Origin of the sequence: Clostridium pasteurianum DSM 525 = ATCC 6013 (assembly GCF_000807255.1) — a bacterium.
GTDB classification, from domain to species: domain Bacteria; phylum Bacillota; class Clostridia; order Clostridiales; family Clostridiaceae; genus Clostridium_I; species Clostridium_I pasteurianum.
In genome coordinates this window covers 2,301,320-2,319,842 of sequence record NZ_CP009268.1, presented here as the reverse complement: position 1 = coordinate 2,319,842, position 18,523 = coordinate 2,301,320, and the positions used below count along the sequence as shown (strand labels likewise).

The window sequence follows — 18,523 nt, the reverse complement described above, 5'->3', positions numbered from 1 at the left end:
CATTATATTATGAATTTATTGGTTTTCCAGGAATTCCTGGACTTGTTAAGGCAAAAGGATTTAATATTTTTTCTATCAAATCTTCTGAAAGTATATTTTCACGTATAAGTATATCTCTAAGAGGGATATTTTCTTCAATAACTTTTTTTGCTATTTCAGAGGCTTTATCGTAACCTATATAGTATTCAAGGGCGGTTATTAAAGCTGTAGAAGAATCCAAATTTAATTTGCATTTTTCTACATTGACTTTTATATTTTTAATACAATTATTTGTTAAAGAAATTACTGCATTATTCAGAATTTCTAAAGATTCAAGTATATTTTCGGCAATGAGCGGAGCAAAGGCGTTTAATTCCAGTTGACCATTGGCGGCAGCAAAAGTAATAGAAACATCATTTGCAATTATTTTCATAGAAACTTGAGATATCATTTCTAAAATTACAGGGTTAACTTTGCCAGGCATTATAGATGAACCCGTTTGAACAGGGGGAATTAAAATCTCTCCTATACCGCCTTTAGGGCCGCTGCCTAAAAGTCTTAAATCATTAGAAATTTTCATAAGATTTACAGCAGCAGCTTTTAAAAGACCTGATACTTCACAAAATACATCCATATTTTGTGTTATATCTATGGGAAAATCACTTCTAGAAAGACCCAGTCCAGTTAAGTCCTGAAGTATATCTGTTATCAAAAATATGTATCTTTTAGGGGCATTCATACCAGTACCTATAGCAGTACCACCTATATTTATTTCTCGCAATCTTTCTTCTACTTTATACAATCTCCATCGATCTCTGGCTATGGCTTTTGCATAGGCACCAAATTCTTGACCTACCATAATTGGAAGGGCATCCATTAATTCTGTTCTGCCCAGTTTTAGAATATGAGAAAATTCATTTTCTTTTGTCTGAAGGGCAGTTTGAAGCTTAGAAAAGGAATCAGCCGTAGTTCTCAATAGTTTTATAGCAGCTATTCTTAAAGCAGTGGGATAAACATCATTAGTGGATTGACACATATTAACATGCTGTATGGGATGTATTAAACAATAATCACCTTTTTTACCTCCAAGAAGTTCTATTGCTATATTGCTAATGACTTCATTTACATTCATATTTGTAGAAGTACCCGCACCACCTTGAAGGGAATCTGTTATAAATTGGTCTTTAAATTCTCCATTTAATATTTTATCACAGGCTTTTATTATAGCCTGTGACTTTTTTGAATCAAGTAATTTTATTTTTTCATTAGTCAAAGCAGCAGCTTTTTTTACAATAACTAGAGATTTTATTAAATTAAAATTAACTCTTTTATTACTTATATTAAAATTTTCGGAAGCTCTTAAAGTGTTGATTCCATAATATGCCTCAAGAGGAAGTTTACGTTCGCCTATAATATCTTTTTCTAATCTAAAATTTTCCATTGAGAAAGTCCTCCTCGTCAATCTGTAAATAACTTAGTAACTTGTAAAGTAATTTTAACAAAGTTTAAATTTAAATTCAAATAGTATTGAAAATTTAATTGAGTGCATAATGTTCATTTAAATTACAGTGAATCAGATATTCAAAAAAACATTAATCTATATAAATAATTATTATATAAAATGAAGAATAATAATATATACTAAACAATATATTGAATTGACTAGATTTAAAAAGTATATTACAGTTAATTAATATAGGAAAACCATAAATAAACAAAAACAATAACATAATTTTACAAAAGATTAATTACAAGGGGTAAAAAATTATTAAAATTTTATGCAGGTAAGCTTAATGAAGTCGAAGTGTTAATTATAGAGAGGAGCAAAGAATATATGAATTTTGAAATCAATAGAATTTATTCCGGATTCAAATTGCTAGAAGAAAAAAATATTAGCGATATAAGTTCCACAGCCAGATTGTTTTATCATGAAAAAAGTGGGGCAAAACTTATCAGTATAGAAAATTCTGATGACAACAAGGTGTTTTCTATAAGCTTTAAAACACTACCAGATAATAGTACTGGAGTTTTTCATATATTAGAACATTCTGTTTTATGCGGATCAAGAAAATTTCCGTCAAAAGAACCTTTTGTAGAACTTGTAAAGGGATCATTAAATACTTATTTAAATGCTGCCACTTATCCAGATAAAACTATGTATCCTGTAGCTAGTAAAAATGATAAGGATTTTAGAAATCTTATGGATGTATATTTAGATGCAGTTTTTTATCCAAATATATATAAATATCCTGAAATAATGAAACAAGAGGGATGGCATTATGAAATAAACAATAAGGATGAAGAGTTGAAATATAAAGGAGTAGTATATAATGAAATGCAAGGAGTTTACTCTTCACCAGAATCATTACTTTTTAGAGGAATAAATAGTAATTTGTTTCCAGATACTCCCTATGCTTTTGATTCAGGCGGTGATCCTGATGACATACCAAATCTTACTCAGGAGCAATTTTTGGATTATCATAAAAAATTTTATCATCCTTCTAATAGTTATATTTATTTATATGGAGATATGAATATTGAAGAGAATCTTAAATTTATAGACGAAAATTATCTAAGCAACTTCAATAAATTAAATTTAAATATTGAGATATCAAGTCAAAAACCTTTTAAAGAAATGCAAGAAAAATTTATAAATTATCCTATATCCAATGAAGAAAGTGAACTTGATAAAACCTATTTGAGTTTAAATTTTGTAATAGGTGATGTAAAGGACAGGGAACTGTACTTAGCTTTTGATTTGCTGGAGGATATGCTTCTGGAAACTTCGGCATCACCTTTAAAAAAAGCTTTAATAGATTCATCTATAGCGAAAGATGTGTTTGGTATCTATAATAATGGTTCACTTCAAACTTCTCTTAGCATTATTATTAAAAATTCCAATGAAGATAAAAAGGAAAAGTTTAAATCAGTAGTTTTCAATACTCTTAAAGATATTGTGAAAAATGGTTTTGATAGAGATTTAATTGAAGCAGTAATTAATTCGAAAGAATTTGAACTTAAAGAAAGTGATTATAGTAGTTATCCAAAAGGGCTTGCTTATTGCGAAAAAGTATTGGGTAGTTTACTTTATGGAGGGGATCCTTTCCAAAACTTAGAATTTAACCAAATGTTAAATAAAATAAAAGCTAATGCTTACAATGGGTATTTTGAAAAATTAATTGAAGATAATATATTAAACAATAATCACAGTTTACTATTTATGGTTATTCCTAAGAAAAATTTAGCAGAAAAAAAAGCAAAGGAACAAAGAGAAAAACTATCAGCTATTAAAAGTTCTTTAACAGAAGAAAAAATAGAAAAGCTGATAGAAGAAAATTTTATACTCACGAAAAGACAATCATCACCAGATAGTCAGGAAGACTTAGAAAAAATTCCATTGTTATCCATTGAAGATGTTAAAAAGAATTTGGATACCTATAATACGATAATTGGAGATAAAAAAGACTATAAAATTCTGTATACGGAACTTGTAACAAATGGTATAGACTATATAGATTTTTATTTTGATACTAGTTATGTAGCTCAGGAAAAAATACCATATATAACTCTACTTTCTTATTTATTAGGAAGAGTGGATACTGAAAATTATTCCTATGAAGAACTTTCTAATGAAGTTAACAAGAATACCGGGGGTATAGATTTTAGTGCAGAAGCTTATTCAAATATAGCTGTTACAGGAGAATATTCTCCTAAGTTTATAGTTAAAGGAAAATCGCTGCATTCTAAATCACAAAATTTATTGGATATTGTCTTTGAAATAATTAAATTAAGTAAATTTGATAATCATAAAAGACTAAAGGAGATATTTGATGAATTAAAATCGAGAATAGAAATGATAATTGTAAGTGGTGGTCATAGAATTGCGTCCTCTAAATTAGCATCTTATTATTCTGAAATGGGCAAATATATAGATACTATTAATGGATTTACTTTTTATAAGTTTTTGACTGATATAGAAAAAAACTTTAATAGTAAAAAGGATGAAGTTATAAAAAATCTTTTGGAAGTATCAGAATCCATATTTACAAGTAGTAATTTAATTGTAAATATTGGAGCTGCTAAAGAAGATTATAAAAATTTATCAGAAATTTTACAAAGCATTATTTCGGATAAATTAAAACCTAGTTTAAAGGAACCGACAAAGTATAAGTTTGAATTGAAAAAAGAAAATGAGGCCCTAGTTACTTCATCTAAAGTGCAATATGTAGCAAAAGGATATAATTTTTCTCAATTTGGTTTTAAATATAGTGGTAAACTTCAAGTGTTGAGAACTATATCAAATTATGATTATTTGTGGAATAATGTAAGAGTAAAAGGTGGAGCCTATGGAGTTTTTATAAACTTTAAGAGAAACGGAAATATGAGCATTACTTCTTATAGAGATCCTAATTTAAAAGAAACTATAGATGTCTATGATAAATTTTATAAATATATTAATACTTTTTCTGCAGATGAAAGAGAAATGACAAAATACATTTTAGGAACTATAAGTAGTTTAGATACACCACTTACAAATTCAATGATTTGTGATAGGCAAGCGGCACTATATATTGGTAACATAGATGATGATTTTTTACAGGAAGAAAGAGAAGAGATATTGAAAACAAGTGTAGAAGACATTAGAAGTTTTGCACCATTAATAGAGCAATGCATGAAAGAAGATTGTATTTGTGTTTTAGGTGGAAAAGAAAAAATAGAACAAAATTCAAATCTATTTAACAGTATAATCAATGTATTTAATTAGCACTGAATAAAAGTTGATTTCACCTTGAAAAAGAATGTTTGTTTTTTAAAAAGAGTTTATTTAATAATTTAAATTTAAAAATCTGTGTTACAAATCATACATTGTAGCACAGATTTTTAAATTTAAATATCTACATGTATGCCTTTTGCATTCCATATTTCCTTAGAGTATTGTTTTATAGTATTATCACTGGAAAAAATTCCAGAATGAGCAATATTGTATACACACATTTCACGCCATTTAGATTTGTTTCTATATAGTTGATCTATTCTATTTTGAGCTCTTACATAATCGGCAAAATCTTTTAGCACAAAATATTCATCATTATTAGCCAGCAAATATTTGTGTATATCACTAAATTCTGAATTAATTACGCCAAGAGAACCATTTACTAGATTATCTAATATTCTTTTTAGCCTTGGATCAGAATTATATAAATCATAGGAATGGTAATTTTTGTTTTTTTCATAGGCTAAAACTTCATCTTTTTTCATACCGAATATCACTATATTATCACTGCCTACAGCATCATAAATTTCTACATTAGCTCCATCTAAGGTAGCTATAGTAACTGCTCCATTCATCATAAATTTCATATTACTTGTACCTGAAGCTTCTTTAGTAGTAGTGGATATCTGTTCACTTACATCCGCACAAGGTATAATTTTTTCAGCCAGGGAAACAGAATAATTTTCAAGAAAAAGCACTTTTATCTTTTCGTTTATACTATTATCATTATTAATTTTATTGGCTACAGTATTTATTAATTTTATTGTCTGTTTAGCTAAATAATATCCAGGAGCAGCTTTTGCACCAAAGAAAAAAGTTCTTGGTATAATATCTAAATTTGGGTTTTCTTTTAATCTATAATATAAATCTAAGATATTAAATATATTTAATACCTGTCTTTTATAGGAATGAAGCCTCTTTACCTGTATATCGTAAATAGAATCTGTGTCAATGGCAATGCCATATTTATCTTTTACGTACTTTGCAAAGTTTATTTTATTATTTTGCTTAATTCTGTGTACATTATCTTGAAAACTTTTATCTTTAGAAAAAGCTAAAAGTTTAATGAGGTTATTAGGAGTAGCTATCCAATCACTTCCTATGGTTTCAGTAATAAGATTAGATAATTTAGGATTAGCCTCCATTAACCACCTTCTATGAGTAATTCCATTAGTTTTATTATTAAATTTAAGAGGATAGAAATTTGCAAAGTTTGCAAGTTCCTTATTTTTTAATATTTCTGTATGAAGTTTGGCCACTCCATTTACTGAATGACTTCCAACTATTGCTAAATAGGCCATTTTTACATTACCATCAGCTATAATTGACATATCATAGACTTTTTTTTCATCTTTATATTTTTCTCGTACTTCATTACAAAATCTTCTATTAATTTCTTCAATTATCATAAATATTCTTGGCAAAAGTTTTTTAAATAAGTCAATAGGCCATTTTTCTAATGCTTCACTTAGTATAGTATGATTAGTGTATGCAATAGTATTAGTGGTTATATGCCAAGCATCTTCCCAAGATAAATTTTCTTCATCTACTAGTATTCTCATTAATTCTGCAACAGCTACGGAAGGATGAGTATCATTTATGTGAATTGATATATACTCATTAAATAAACTAATAGGTAGTTTATTTTTTTTAAATCTTCTAATAATACTTTGAATACCAGCACTTACGAAGAAGTACTGCTGTTTTAAACGTAATATTTTTCCCTCAATCCTAGTATCATCAGGATAAAGTACCTGAGAAATAGATTCAATTGAGTATTTATGCTCTACTGCTTTACTATATTCACCTTTACTGAAAGAATCTAAATCAAAATCTTTGTCTATGGTTTGAGCACTCCACAGTCTCAAAGTATTTACGGTGTTATTATTATATCCAATAACAGGAGTGTCATAAGGAACTGCAAGAACAGCTTCATAATTTTCATGTTTAAAGGAGAGTCTGTCATTTTCAAAAGCAGGAATAACTGTACCGCCAAATTTTACTATGACAGCTTTATCTTCCTTTCTAACTTCCCAAACATTACCTTGCCTTAACCAGTTGTCAGGAATTTCAACTTGATATCCATTTATTATTTTTTGTTCAAATAGTCCATAATCATACCTTATACCACATCCATGACCTGGAATCTCAAGAGAAGCCATGGAGTCAAGAAAACATGCTGCAAGTCTGCCTAAACCTCCATTACCAAGACCTGCATCGTTTTCAATTTCTTCAAGCTCTGAAAGGTTTATTCCCAAATCTTTAAGGGCTTCTCTGCATAAATCCGTTATACCTAGATTTAAAAGATTACTTCCAAGTAATCTTCCTATTAGAAATTCCATTGAAAAATAATAAACTTGTTTTACTTGTTTTTTATAGTATTGTTCATTAGTTTTCATCCATTTTTCAGATGCATATTCTCTTACTAGAGAACCGAGAGCTAAATATAAATGTAGTTTTGAAGATTCGGTGATATCTTCAGAATAAAGGTTCATGAGCTTCTTTTTAAAGTCATTTTTGATGAGGTCTTTCGTTAAATCCATGTTATTCCTCCTGATAAATTTAATATCCATATTTTTTCAAATACACAATAATAAATTATTAACTATATAATCTTTACTTCTTATTTATGAAATTTATTTTGAGTTATTTAGGGATATAAATTAATGAATAAAAGTTTATAAATAAATGAATAAATTATGCTTATAGATATTTGAAAAATGTAGGATTGAATAATAATACAAGTTTATAGAAATAATTTAATAGTTAAAATATCATAAGTAAATATTACATCTTTTGGATTATATAGTCAATATATCATGAAATAATAAATATATAAAATATGAATTTTAAAATAGATTATTGATAATAATATGTTTATATAATAATAATATATGGAGGTCGACCAGATGAAACAGGGAACGGTTAAATGGTTTAATGATGAAAAAGGTTTTGGTTTTATTTCTGTAGAAGGAGAAGATGATGTATTTGTTCACTATTCTGCTATAAAAGAAGAAGGAAAGAAAAAGAACTTAGATCAGGGGCAGGAAGTAAAATTTGATGTAGTGGATGGACCTAAAGGGCTACAGGCATCAAACGTACAAAAGTTATAAGATTAATAGAAATTAGCACTTCATTAAATAAATTGTATAATAGAGTAGTTTATAAGTATGTATACAATTATTTAATGGAGTTTTTAATTATAAATATATTAATTTTTAAATGAAAGTGGTAAGATGTTTTTATAAATATAAAAATTTTGCTGCAGCTTTACTCTTTATTGATAAACTAGCTTTTTATGTATGGAATAAATTATTGTTCATAATTGAAAAAGTATTGATCAGCAAAAATAGGAAAGAAAATATTAAAAAGAAAGAAGAGGTGAAAATCCTGATTTTAATACAGTATATAGAAATTTATAAAGCTTATTAAAATAAACTTTGTAATAGAATCAGGAACGCTTTGGATTTATTTACAATGGCTATGGAAAATAATAAAAGTAATAAACCATTAGCAGAAAGAATGAGGCCTAGAAATTTAGATGAATTTTATGGCCAAAATAAAATAGTAGGTAAAGGGAAAATTTTAAGAAGACTTATAGAGTTAGATAATTTGACTTCTATAATATTATATGGGGCTCCAGGAGTTGGAAAGACTACTTTGGCATTAATAATTTCTAAGGAAACTAAATGTGAATTTATAAAACTCAATGCTGCTACTATTAGTGTAAAGGATATTAAAGAATATATAAATAAAGCTGAAGAAGCATTAAAATTTTATGGTAAAAGAACTATATTTTTTATAGATGAAATTCATGGACTAAAAAGAGGAGCTCAGCAGGATGTACTGTTAAATGCTGTTGAAAGAGGCATAGTTATATTAATTGGTGCAACTACGGAAAATCCATATTTTGAGATAAATAATGCCCTTTTAAGCAGATCCAAGATATTTCAATTGGAAGGACTTAATAATGAAGATATATTCAAAATATTAAATAATGTTTTAAAGGATAAAGAGAGAGGCTATGGAGAAATAAAAATAAATATAGAAGAAAAATCTCTATATTATATAGCGGAGTTGTCAGGAGGAGATGCAAGATCTGCTATTAATACACTGGAATTAGCTGTTTTGTCCACCTGCAAAGATGAAAAAGGTATAATTAATATAACTAAAGAAATAATACAGGAATGTACTCAAAAGAAAATTATAAATTATGATAAAGCTGGAGAAAATCACTATGATATGGCTTCTGCTTTTATAAAAAGTATGAGAGGATCAGATGCTGATGCGGCTCTGTACTGGTTTGGAAGGATGATTATTGGTGGTGAAGATCCAAGATTTATTGTAAGAAGAATAATAGTACATGCCTCTGAAGATGTAGGAATGGCAGATCCAAAAGCAATGATAATAGCTCATGCTGCTTGGAATGCTCTTGAAACAATAGGTATGCCAGAAGCCAGAATACCTATTGCAGAAGCTATAATATATATATCAAAAGCACCTAAAAACAACTCTGTGATTGTTGCTGTAAATAAAGCTTTTGAGGATGCTGAAAAATATCAGTATAGAGTGCCTATATATTTAAGAGATGCACACTATAGAGGTGCAAAGAATTTTGGCAATGGAGTTGATTATAAATATCCACATGACTATCCAGGACATTATGTTGAACAAAAATATTTCCCAGAGGAAATGGAGCACAAAAATTACTATATAGATAATGAAAATTATAAATATGAGTAGTATTACTAATATAAAAGTATCAGTAAGAGATTTAATTGAATTTGTTTTAAGATCTGGAGACTTAATATTTACTTTTAGTGGTGGAAGTAGAAATATAGATGCAATTAAAATACATCAAAAAATACAAAACAGTTCTGGAGATAATTATAATTCTGAAGTGAGTATTTCTTATATTATTCTCAAGGATAATATTTCCTTGGAAATAAACGGGAGAATAGATGGGGTTATCATAGGTGAAAAGAATATTATAATTGATGAAATTAAAACTACTACTAATGATTTAGATAACATAAATGAAGATTATAATGATATGCATTGGGCTCAAGTCAAATGTTATGCTTATTTCTATTGTGTGAATAAAAATTTAAATACTATTGATACGAGATTAACTTATTATCAAATGGATTCTGGTGCAATAAAATATTTACTTAAATCTTACAGTATAGAAGAATTAGAAAAGTTTTTTATGGGTATTATTGATAAATATATATATTGGGCAAAACTGCAAAAAAATTGGATAGAAGTAAGAGATTCATCTATAAAAAGAATATTGTTTCCCTATGGAGAATACAGACTGGGTCAAAGGAAGTTGGCTGTTGCTGTATATACTTCAATTAAAGAAAATAAAAAAATATTTATAAAAGCACCTACAGGTATAGGAAAGACCATGTCAACTATTTTTCCTGCGTGTAAAGCTCTGGGTGAAGGAATTATATCAAAAATATTTTATGCAACATCTAAAAATATTACGGGTAAAGAAGTAGAAAAGGCCTTTACTCTATTAAATAAAAAAGGTCTTGAATTTAAAGTTGTATGGATTACAGCAAAGGATAAAATATGTTTTAATGAAGAAAGAAATTGTAATCCAGATTTATGCGATTACGCTAAGGGACATTTTGACAGAGTAAATAATGCTTTAAAAGATATACTGAATGAAAATATAATTACTAGAGAAGTAATAGAAAAATATAGTAGTAAATATAGAGTTTGTCCTTTCGAATTATCTTTAGATCTGACAGATTGGTGTGATTGTGTTGTTTGTGATTACAATTATATTTTTGATCCTAAAGTTTACTTAAGAAGATTTTTTTCAGAAGAAGGAGGGGATTATTGTCTCCTTGTAGATGAGGCTCATAATTTAGTAGATAGAGCAAGAGATATGTATTCAGCAGAGCTGTATAAAAAAGATATTTTAAGTTTAAAAAATAAATGTAAGGGTATATCTTCTTTACTTTATAAAAGTTTAAATAAAATAAACTCATATTTTATACAAGAAAGAGAAAAATGCGAAAAAAACAATTTAGAGATAGAAGTAGAAAAAACTTCTCCAAAGGAAATAATTCCTTTATTAAAAAGTTTTATATATCAGGTAGAAAAATTTTTAGCAGCAAATGAAAAGAGTGTTATTAAAGAAGATATATTAGAAATTTATTTTACTTTTAATTCTTTTATAAGAGCTTATGAAATTTATAATGATAAATATGTTACTTATAGACAGAAACTTAAGGATGAAGTATTACTAAAGATTTTTTGTATTGATACTTCAGAAGTAATAGGAAACTGTATAAAAAAGGCAAAAGCTGTTGTGTTTTTTTCAGCTACTTTAACTCCCATGAATTACTTTATATATTTATTGGGAGGAGATAAAGATTCTTATAGGATTAATTTGCCATCCCCTTTTAAAAGAGAAAATTTATGTCTCTTATTAGATGATAGTGTATCTACCAAATATATTAACAGAAAATATAGCTATAAAAATATAATTTCTATAATATATAGATGCATAACTGAAAGAAAAGGAAACTATTTTGTGTTTTTTCCTTCATATGTGTATATGAAAAGTGTTTTTGATATATTTTGTGAAAGATATAGTAAAATTAATGTAATTTGTCAGAAGAATAGTATGAATGAAGATGAAAAAAACAGTTTTCTCCGACTTTTTTCTGAAAAGAATGAAGAAACATTAATTGGATTTGCGGTAATGGGAGGAGTTTTTAGTGAAGGAATTGATTTAGCTGGAGAAAAATTAATTGGTGCTATTATTGTTGGAGTAGGACTCCCTAAGATATCTTTAGAAAGAAATTTGATTAAAGAATATTTTAATGAAAATAAAAGAAATGGTTTTTTATATTCTTATGTTTATCCAGGCATAAATAAAGTTTTGCAATCTGCAGGAAGAGTAATAAGGACTGAAAGTGACAAAGGTATTATTGTATTAATAGATGAAAGGTATTCTGAAAATACCTACAAGAAACTATTACCAGCAGAATGGGCCAGCATAATAAATATAAATAATATAACCAAAAACTTAAATAATGTTATTAGAGAATTTTGGTATAAAGAATAATTTGATTGTGAATATTTCAACAATATATATTTCATATATAAATTTTTTATTAAAAAAATAAATTTTACAAAAATTATATATATTCATTAATTTTTTATGGCAAGTAGTATTATAAATACAATATGTGTATTAAAATGGTAATAAAATAAATTTAAATTATTTATAATTATTCTATCAAATGTATATATTTAAAAATTTAAAATGATTAATTTTTCAATAAAAAAATAATAATAAGTAAAAATGCAAGTTTTCAGTTGAAAAGCGTCAAAAATACAATTATAATATATAATACACAGGTTCACTAAAATAAATATATATAATATATAAATTTGGAAGAAATTTTTATTGATATATATTGATAAAAAATATAATATATCAGTATAATTTTAAATTTCAGGGGGGCTAAAAATAATGAACGTAAAAATTGGTTATCCAGAAAACCAAGGACTATATGATTCACAATTTGAAAAAGATAATTGTGGTATAGGGTTTGTAGCAAATATAAAGGGTGAAAAAACCCATGATATTATAAAAAAGGGTATAGAAATATTGGTGAATTTAACTCACAGAGGTGGTGTTGGATCCGATGTTAAAACTGGTGATGGTGCTGGTATAATGTTTCAAATACCGCATGAATTCTTTAAAATAGCATGTGATAATCTCGGAGTAGTGTTACCGGAAGAAGGTGACTACGGAGTAGGTATGATTTTTTTACCTAAAGAAACAACCTTAACTCATCAATGTGAAGGAATAGTAGAGAGAGTAATACAGGAAGAGGGTCAGGAATTTCTTGGATGGAGAAATGTGCCGACTGATGGCAGAGTTATAGGAAGAACTGCAAAGGGATCGGAACCTGTAATAAAACAAATATTTATAGGAAATAAATGTGCAAATAAAGATGAGTTTGAAAAAAAATTATATATAATTCGAAAAAGAGCTGAAAGTGAAGTAAAAAGACTATTAGATAATGGATCAAATTATTTTTATGTTTGTAGTCTGTCCAGTAAAAAAATTATATATAAAGGTTTGCTTCTTCCAGATCAAATTACAAATTATTACATGGATTTAAATGATATAAATTTTACAAGTGCTTTTGCTTTGGTTCACCAGAGATTTAGTACAAATACTTTCCCTACTTGGGATTTGGCACAACCTTTTAGATATTTAGCCCATAATGGTGAAATAAATACTATAAGAGGTAATAGAAATTGGATGCATGCAAGAGAAGGAGTTTTGGAATCAAAGGTTTTTGGCAAAAATATAAGTAAATTATTCCCAATTATAAATCCTGCGGGAAGTGATTCTGCTTCATTAGATAATGTTTTTGAACTTTTGGTTATGGATGGAAGAACACCTGCCCAGGCAATGATGATGCTTATACCAGAAGCTTGGGAAGAAAATAAAGAAATGAATGAGGATAAAAGAGCTTTTTATGAATATTATGGTTCTCTTATAGAGCCTTGGGATGGGCCAGCTGCTGTTACTTTTACTGATGGAGTACAGGTTGGAGCGGTTCTTGATAGAAATGGATTGAGACCAGCTAGATATGTAATAACAAAAAGTGGAACAGTAGTTCTTTCTTCAGAAGCAGGGGTTTTGGATTTTGCAACAGAAGATATACTTGAAAAGGGAAAATTAGAGCCAGGAAAAATATTCTTGATCGATACAAGTAAAGGTAAAATTATCAGTGATGAAGAAATTAAAAAATCTATTTGTTCTGATAAACCTTATAAAGAAGCTATATCAAAATATAAATTTGATTTAGATGATTTAAATGGATTTGAAGAAGATTCACAGATAATACCAGAGATATTAAAGGAAAGACAACAGGCCTTTGGATACACCCTAGAGGACTTAAAAATAATTTTAAAAGGTATGGCATCTACAGCTAAAGAACCTCTTGGATCTATGGGTAATGATACTCCACTTGCAGTTTTATCCAATAAGCCACAAGTATTGTTTGCTTACTTTAAACAGTTATTTGCACAAGTTACAAATCCTCCAATAGATCCAATAAGAGAAGAACTTGTAACTTCACTTATAAACTATATAGGATCACAGGGAAATATACTAAATAAAGAACTTTATAACAATCCTTTTATAGAAATACAGTCACCTATTCTTACAGATTTAGAAATGTCAAAAATAAAGGTGTTAAATAATAATGACTTTAAGGCTATAACTATACCAATTACATTTAAGTATGATACAGGTATAGATGGATTTAAAGCAGCTTTGGAAAAGATTTGTGAAAGAGCTTCTGATGCAGTAAATAAGGGCTACAATATATTAGTTTTAAGCGATAAATCAAGTAATTCATATGAGGCTGCAATACCAAGTCTTTTGGCAGTATCTGCAGTTCACCATCATTTGATTAGAGAAAAAACTCGTACTAAGGTTTCTATTATAGTAGAAACTGGTGAAGCAAGAGAGACTATGCATGCAGCTCTTCTTTTAGGATATGGAGCAACAGCGGTTAATCCATATATAGCTTATCAATCTATAAAAGCTATGGTGAACGATGGAGAAATAAAAGATATATCTTATGAAAAAGCTGTAGATAATTATATATATGCAGTAAATCATGGATTACTTAAAATTTTATCTAAAATGGGTATATCAACATTGAGAAGTTATCACGGTGCACAAATATTTGAGGCTATAGGACTTAAGAGTGATTTTGTAGATAAATATTTTGAGGGAACACCTTCAAGGATAGAAGGCATAGGAATAGAAACATTAGCAGAAGAAGTCCTAATAAGACATAAAAATGCTTTCAATAAGATAAGAAAACCAGTTTCGGAACTGGATGTAGGTGGAAATTATGCATGGAGAAAAAATGGAGAATTCCATTTATTTAATCCAGAATCCATATACAAACTTCAAGTTTCTACAAGAAATAATGATTATAAATTATATAAAGAATATGCTGGGCTTATAAATAATCAAGACAAAAATTTATGTACTATTAGAGGGATGTTTAAATTTAAAGAAGACAATTCAATTCCAATAGAAGAAGTAGAACCAGTAAGTGAAATACTAAAGAGATTCTGTGCAGGAGCTATGTCTTTCGGCTCAATAAGTAAAGAAGCTCATGAGGCTATAGCAATTGCTATGAATAGAATAGGCGGGAAAAGCAATAGCGGTGAAGGTGGAGAAGATCCGATAAGATATAAAAAATCACCTAATGGAGATTGGAAGAGAAGTGCTATAAAACAAATTGCTTCAGCTAGATTTGGTGTTAATGCAGAATATTTAGTTAATGCAGATGAATTACAAATAAAAATGGCTCAAGGAGCAAAACCTGGAGAAGGTGGACAATTACCAGGCAGAAAAGTTGATGAAGCTATAGCTAGAGTTAGACATTCAACACCGGGAATAGATTTAATATCACCACCACCTCATCATGATATATATTCAATTGAGGATTTAGCACAGCTTATTTATGATTTGAAATCTACAAATCCTGAAGCTAGAATAAATGTAAAATTAGTATCAGAAGTGGGTGTTGGTACAGTAGCAGCAGGAGTTGCAAAGGCTCATGCAGATGCAATACTTGTAAGTGGTCATGATGGAGGTACAGGTGCTTCACCAGTGTCATCTATTAAACATGCAGGTATACCTTGGGAACTTGGTCTTTCAGAAGCACAACAGGTACTTTTACTAAATGATTTAAGAAGCAGGGTAGTTCTTCAAACTGATGGACAGTTAAAAACTGGTAGAGATATAGTGGTAGCAACTCTTTTAGGTGCAGAAGAATTTGTATTTGCAACAACATTACTAGTAGTACTCGGATGTACAATGCTTAGAAATTGTCATTTAAATACTTGTGAGATGGGAATTGCAACTCAGGATCCAGAATTAAGAAAGAATTTTAGAGGAAAACCAGAACACATAGTGAACTTCCTGACATTTATTGCAATGGAAGTTAGAGAATATATGGCAAAACTTGGATTCAGGACTATGAACGAAATGGTAGGAAGAGTTGATAAAATAGAAGTTAAAGATGAAAGCAGCCATTGGAAGGCAAAAGGAATAGATCTTTCTAAAGTATTATATAAACCTGATATGCCAAGTAGAATAAAGCCATATTGTGTAAAGAAACAAGATCATGGAATTGAAAACTCTATGGACTATAAATTAATAAAAATAGCTCAAGATGCTTTAAATAATGGAAGTAAAGTAGTTGCTAATTTTGAAATAAAGAATACAGATAGAACCGTTGGGGCTATGATTAGTGGAAAAATTGCAAAACTATATGGAAATAAAGGCTTACCAGAAAATACAATACAGTTTAACTTCAAAGGATCTGCTGGACAAAGTTTTGGTGCCTTTGGTGCACATGGATTGACACTTAATCTTGAAGGTGAGGCAAATGATTATGTTGGTAAAGGTCTTTCAGGAGCTAATATAATAATTAAGACACCAGCTAATGCAAGTTATAAGCAAGATGAGAATGTAATAGCAGGTAATACTATTCTCTATGGAGCAACTGAAGGGAAATTGTTCGTAAATGGATTGGTAGGAGAAAGATTTGCAGTAAGGAATAGTGGTGCTTTAGCAGTAGTAGAAGGTGTTGGCGATCATTGCTGTGAATATATGACTGGTGGAACTGTGCTTGTTATCGGTAAAATTGGAAGAAATTTTGCTGCTGGAATGAGTGGTGGAATAGCTTATGTACTTGATGAAGAGGATTCATTGAGAAGCAATATTGTAAATGCTTCTGTAGATATTGATGAATTAGATGAAGATGATATAGAGAAAGTCCATGCAATGATTGCAGAACACGAAAAATACACTCAAAGTTTAAAAGCAGCTAGCTTAATTAAAAATTGGGATAAAGCACAGAAGAAATTAAAAAAGATCATACCAACTGCTTATAAGAAAATTTTGCTAGAGAAAAATAAAGAAATTTCCGCTTTGAGAGCATAGGAGTGAAATGATATGGGAAAAACAACTGGTTTTAAAGAGTATAAAAGAAAGACGGCAAAAAAACGTCCCGTTAAAGATAGAATAAAAGATTATAAACAAATTTATCTTCCAATGAAAGAAGAAGAATTAAAAGAACAAGGTGCTAGATGTATGGAATGTGGAACTCCTTTCTGTTCATGGGGCTGTCCGCTTGGCAATTTAATGCCGGATTTTAATGATATGGTATATAATAATGATTTTGAATCTGCTTTTAAAAGATTATATTTAACAAGTAATTTTCCTGAATTTACAGGTAGAGTTTGTCCAGCTCTTTGCGAAGGTGCTTGTACGTTAGGGGTAAATTCTGATCCTGTAGCAATAAAGGAACTAGAACTTGGTATTATTGAAAAAGCTTTTAAGGAAAATTTAATAAAGCCTAATCCACCAAAAGTTAGAACAGGAAAAAATGTAGCTGTAGTAGGGTCAGGTCCATCTGGACTTGCTGTGGCTGCTGAATTAAACTCTGTAGGACATACCGTTACTGTATTTGAAAGACATGACAGAATAGGTGGACTTCTAAGATATGGTATTCCAGATTTTAAGTTAGAGAAAGAAGTTATTGATAGAAGAGTAAGTCTAATGAAAGAAGAAGGAATTATATTTAAAACCAATGCAGATATAGGAAAGAATTATGATATAAAAGATATTAAGGAAAGCTTTAATGCAGTAGTTCTTTGTGGTGGATCTACAATTCCAAGGGATTTGCCAATAGAGGGAAGAGAACTTGATGGTATATATTTTGCTGTTGACTTTTTAACTTATATAAATAAAAAAGTAGCTGGTGATGATGTAGAGCCTATAGATGTAAAAGATAAAAATGTTTTAGTTATAGGTGGAGGAGATACTGGTTCTGACTGTATTGGTACTTCTATTAGAGAAGGAGCTAAAAATGTATATCAATTTGAAATAATGCCAAAACCTCCTGAAGAAAGAGATGAAACAATGCCATGGCCATTATATCCTAAAACATTAAAAACATCTACTTCTCATGAAGAAGGATCTATTAGAGAATGGTGTATTGAAACTAAGAAATTTATTGGAGAAAATGGAAAAGTTACAGCTATAGAAGGAATAAAAGTTAAATGGGGTAAGGATGCCTCTGGAAGATTTGTTCCTACAGAGGTTCCAGGTTCTAAGTTTACCAAAAAAGTAGATTTAGTATTATTGGCAATGGGATTTGTACATCCTCAACATGAAGGTATTATAGATACTTTAAATTTAAAGCTGGATAATAGAGGTAATATTGCTGCAGACGAGAATCATATGACTAGTGTAAAAGGAGTATTTACAGCTGGAGATATGAGAAGGGGTCAATCACTTGTAGTTTGGGCTATAAATGATGGAAGACAGGCAGCTAAAGCTGTTGACGAATATTTGATGGGTGAGAGCCTATTAAGAGGTTAGTATATAAAGGTATGTATACATAATGTATGCATACCTTGCTTTTTTATTTTTGCTTAAATTGAATAAAATATTTATTTATTATTATGAGAAAATTAGGTGATTGATTTTAAATAATGTCTATAGCATAAAATGATATATTGTTTTATAATTCTATGCAAAAATATATCAATTAATAGATTGATTTGATAATTTATTAAAATATTGCTGATATAATTTAAAATTTATTTAAGATAAGTTTTAAATTATATAAAATTATTGTTGACAGTTTTACTCTGGTTTGATATTATAATGACATAAAGTTTAGT

9 protein-coding genes are annotated in these 18,523 nt (G+C 28.8%); 7 read left to right on the top strand and 2 right to left on the bottom strand.

The features are described from left to right. Positions 1-7 precede the first annotated feature (7 nt). On the bottom strand, positions 8-1,420 hold the full coding sequence (locus CLPA_RS10515; protein ID WP_003441934.1) for an aspartate ammonia-lyase: 1,413 nt from the start codon (positions 1,418-1,420) through the stop codon (positions 8-10). Between the two features lie 393 nt (positions 1,421-1,813). Between CLPA_RS10515 and CLPA_RS10510 the strand changes: the two genes are divergently transcribed. Next, positions 1,814-4,744, top strand: a complete 2,931-nt coding sequence (locus CLPA_RS10510) for an insulinase family protein (RefSeq protein ID WP_003441935.1) — start codon at positions 1,814-1,816, stop codon at positions 4,742-4,744. A 122-nt stretch (positions 4,745-4,866) separates the two neighbouring features. Here CLPA_RS10510 and CLPA_RS10505 read toward each other — a convergent pair whose 3' ends face one another. Continuing rightward, complete coding sequence (locus CLPA_RS10505) at positions 4,867-7,296, bottom strand: glycogen/starch/alpha-glucan phosphorylase (RefSeq protein ID WP_003441937.1); 2,430 nt, start codon at positions 7,294-7,296, stop codon at positions 4,867-4,869. Positions 7,297-7,662: 366 nt separating this feature from the next. Here CLPA_RS10505 and CLPA_RS10500 point away from each other — a divergent pair, with 366 nt between their 5' ends. From CLPA_RS10500 to CLPA_RS10475, 6 genes are all read left to right on the top strand, one after another. Continuing rightward, complete coding sequence (locus tag CLPA_RS10500; RefSeq protein ID WP_003441939.1) at positions 7,663-7,866, top strand: cold-shock protein; 204 nt, start codon at positions 7,663-7,665, stop codon at positions 7,864-7,866. Positions 7,867-7,975: 109 nt separating this feature from the next. Continuing rightward, positions 7,976-8,185, top strand: a complete 210-nt coding sequence (locus tag CLPA_RS21165; RefSeq protein WP_034830023.1) for a hypothetical protein — start codon at positions 7,976-7,978, stop codon at positions 8,183-8,185. Positions 8,186-8,215: 30 nt separating this feature from the next. After that, a complete protein-coding gene (locus CLPA_RS10490) occupies positions 8,216-9,496 on the top strand; it encodes a replication-associated recombination protein A (protein ID WP_034830024.1) in 1,281 nt (426 codons plus the stop codon). After that, positions 9,474-11,843 carry an ATP-dependent DNA helicase gene (locus tag CLPA_RS10485; RefSeq protein WP_003441944.1) on the top strand — a complete coding sequence of 790 codons (2,370 nt, stop codon included), beginning with the start codon at positions 9,474-9,476 and terminating at the stop codon, positions 11,841-11,843. Before CLPA_RS10490 ends, CLPA_RS10485 begins: the two co-directional genes overlap by 23 nt. Before the next feature lie 411 nt (positions 11,844-12,254). Further along, on the top strand, positions 12,255-16,775 hold the full coding sequence (gltB, locus tag CLPA_RS10480) for a glutamate synthase large subunit (RefSeq protein WP_003441947.1): 4,521 nt from the start codon (positions 12,255-12,257) through the stop codon (positions 16,773-16,775). Positions 16,776-16,787: 12 nt separating this feature from the next. Then, the gene (locus tag CLPA_RS10475) at positions 16,788-18,218 is read left to right on the top strand and encodes a glutamate synthase subunit beta (RefSeq protein WP_003441949.1); all 1,431 of its coding nucleotides are present in this window, start codon (positions 16,788-16,790) and stop codon (positions 18,216-18,218) included. The last annotated feature ends 305 nt before the right edge of the window (positions 18,219-18,523 follow it).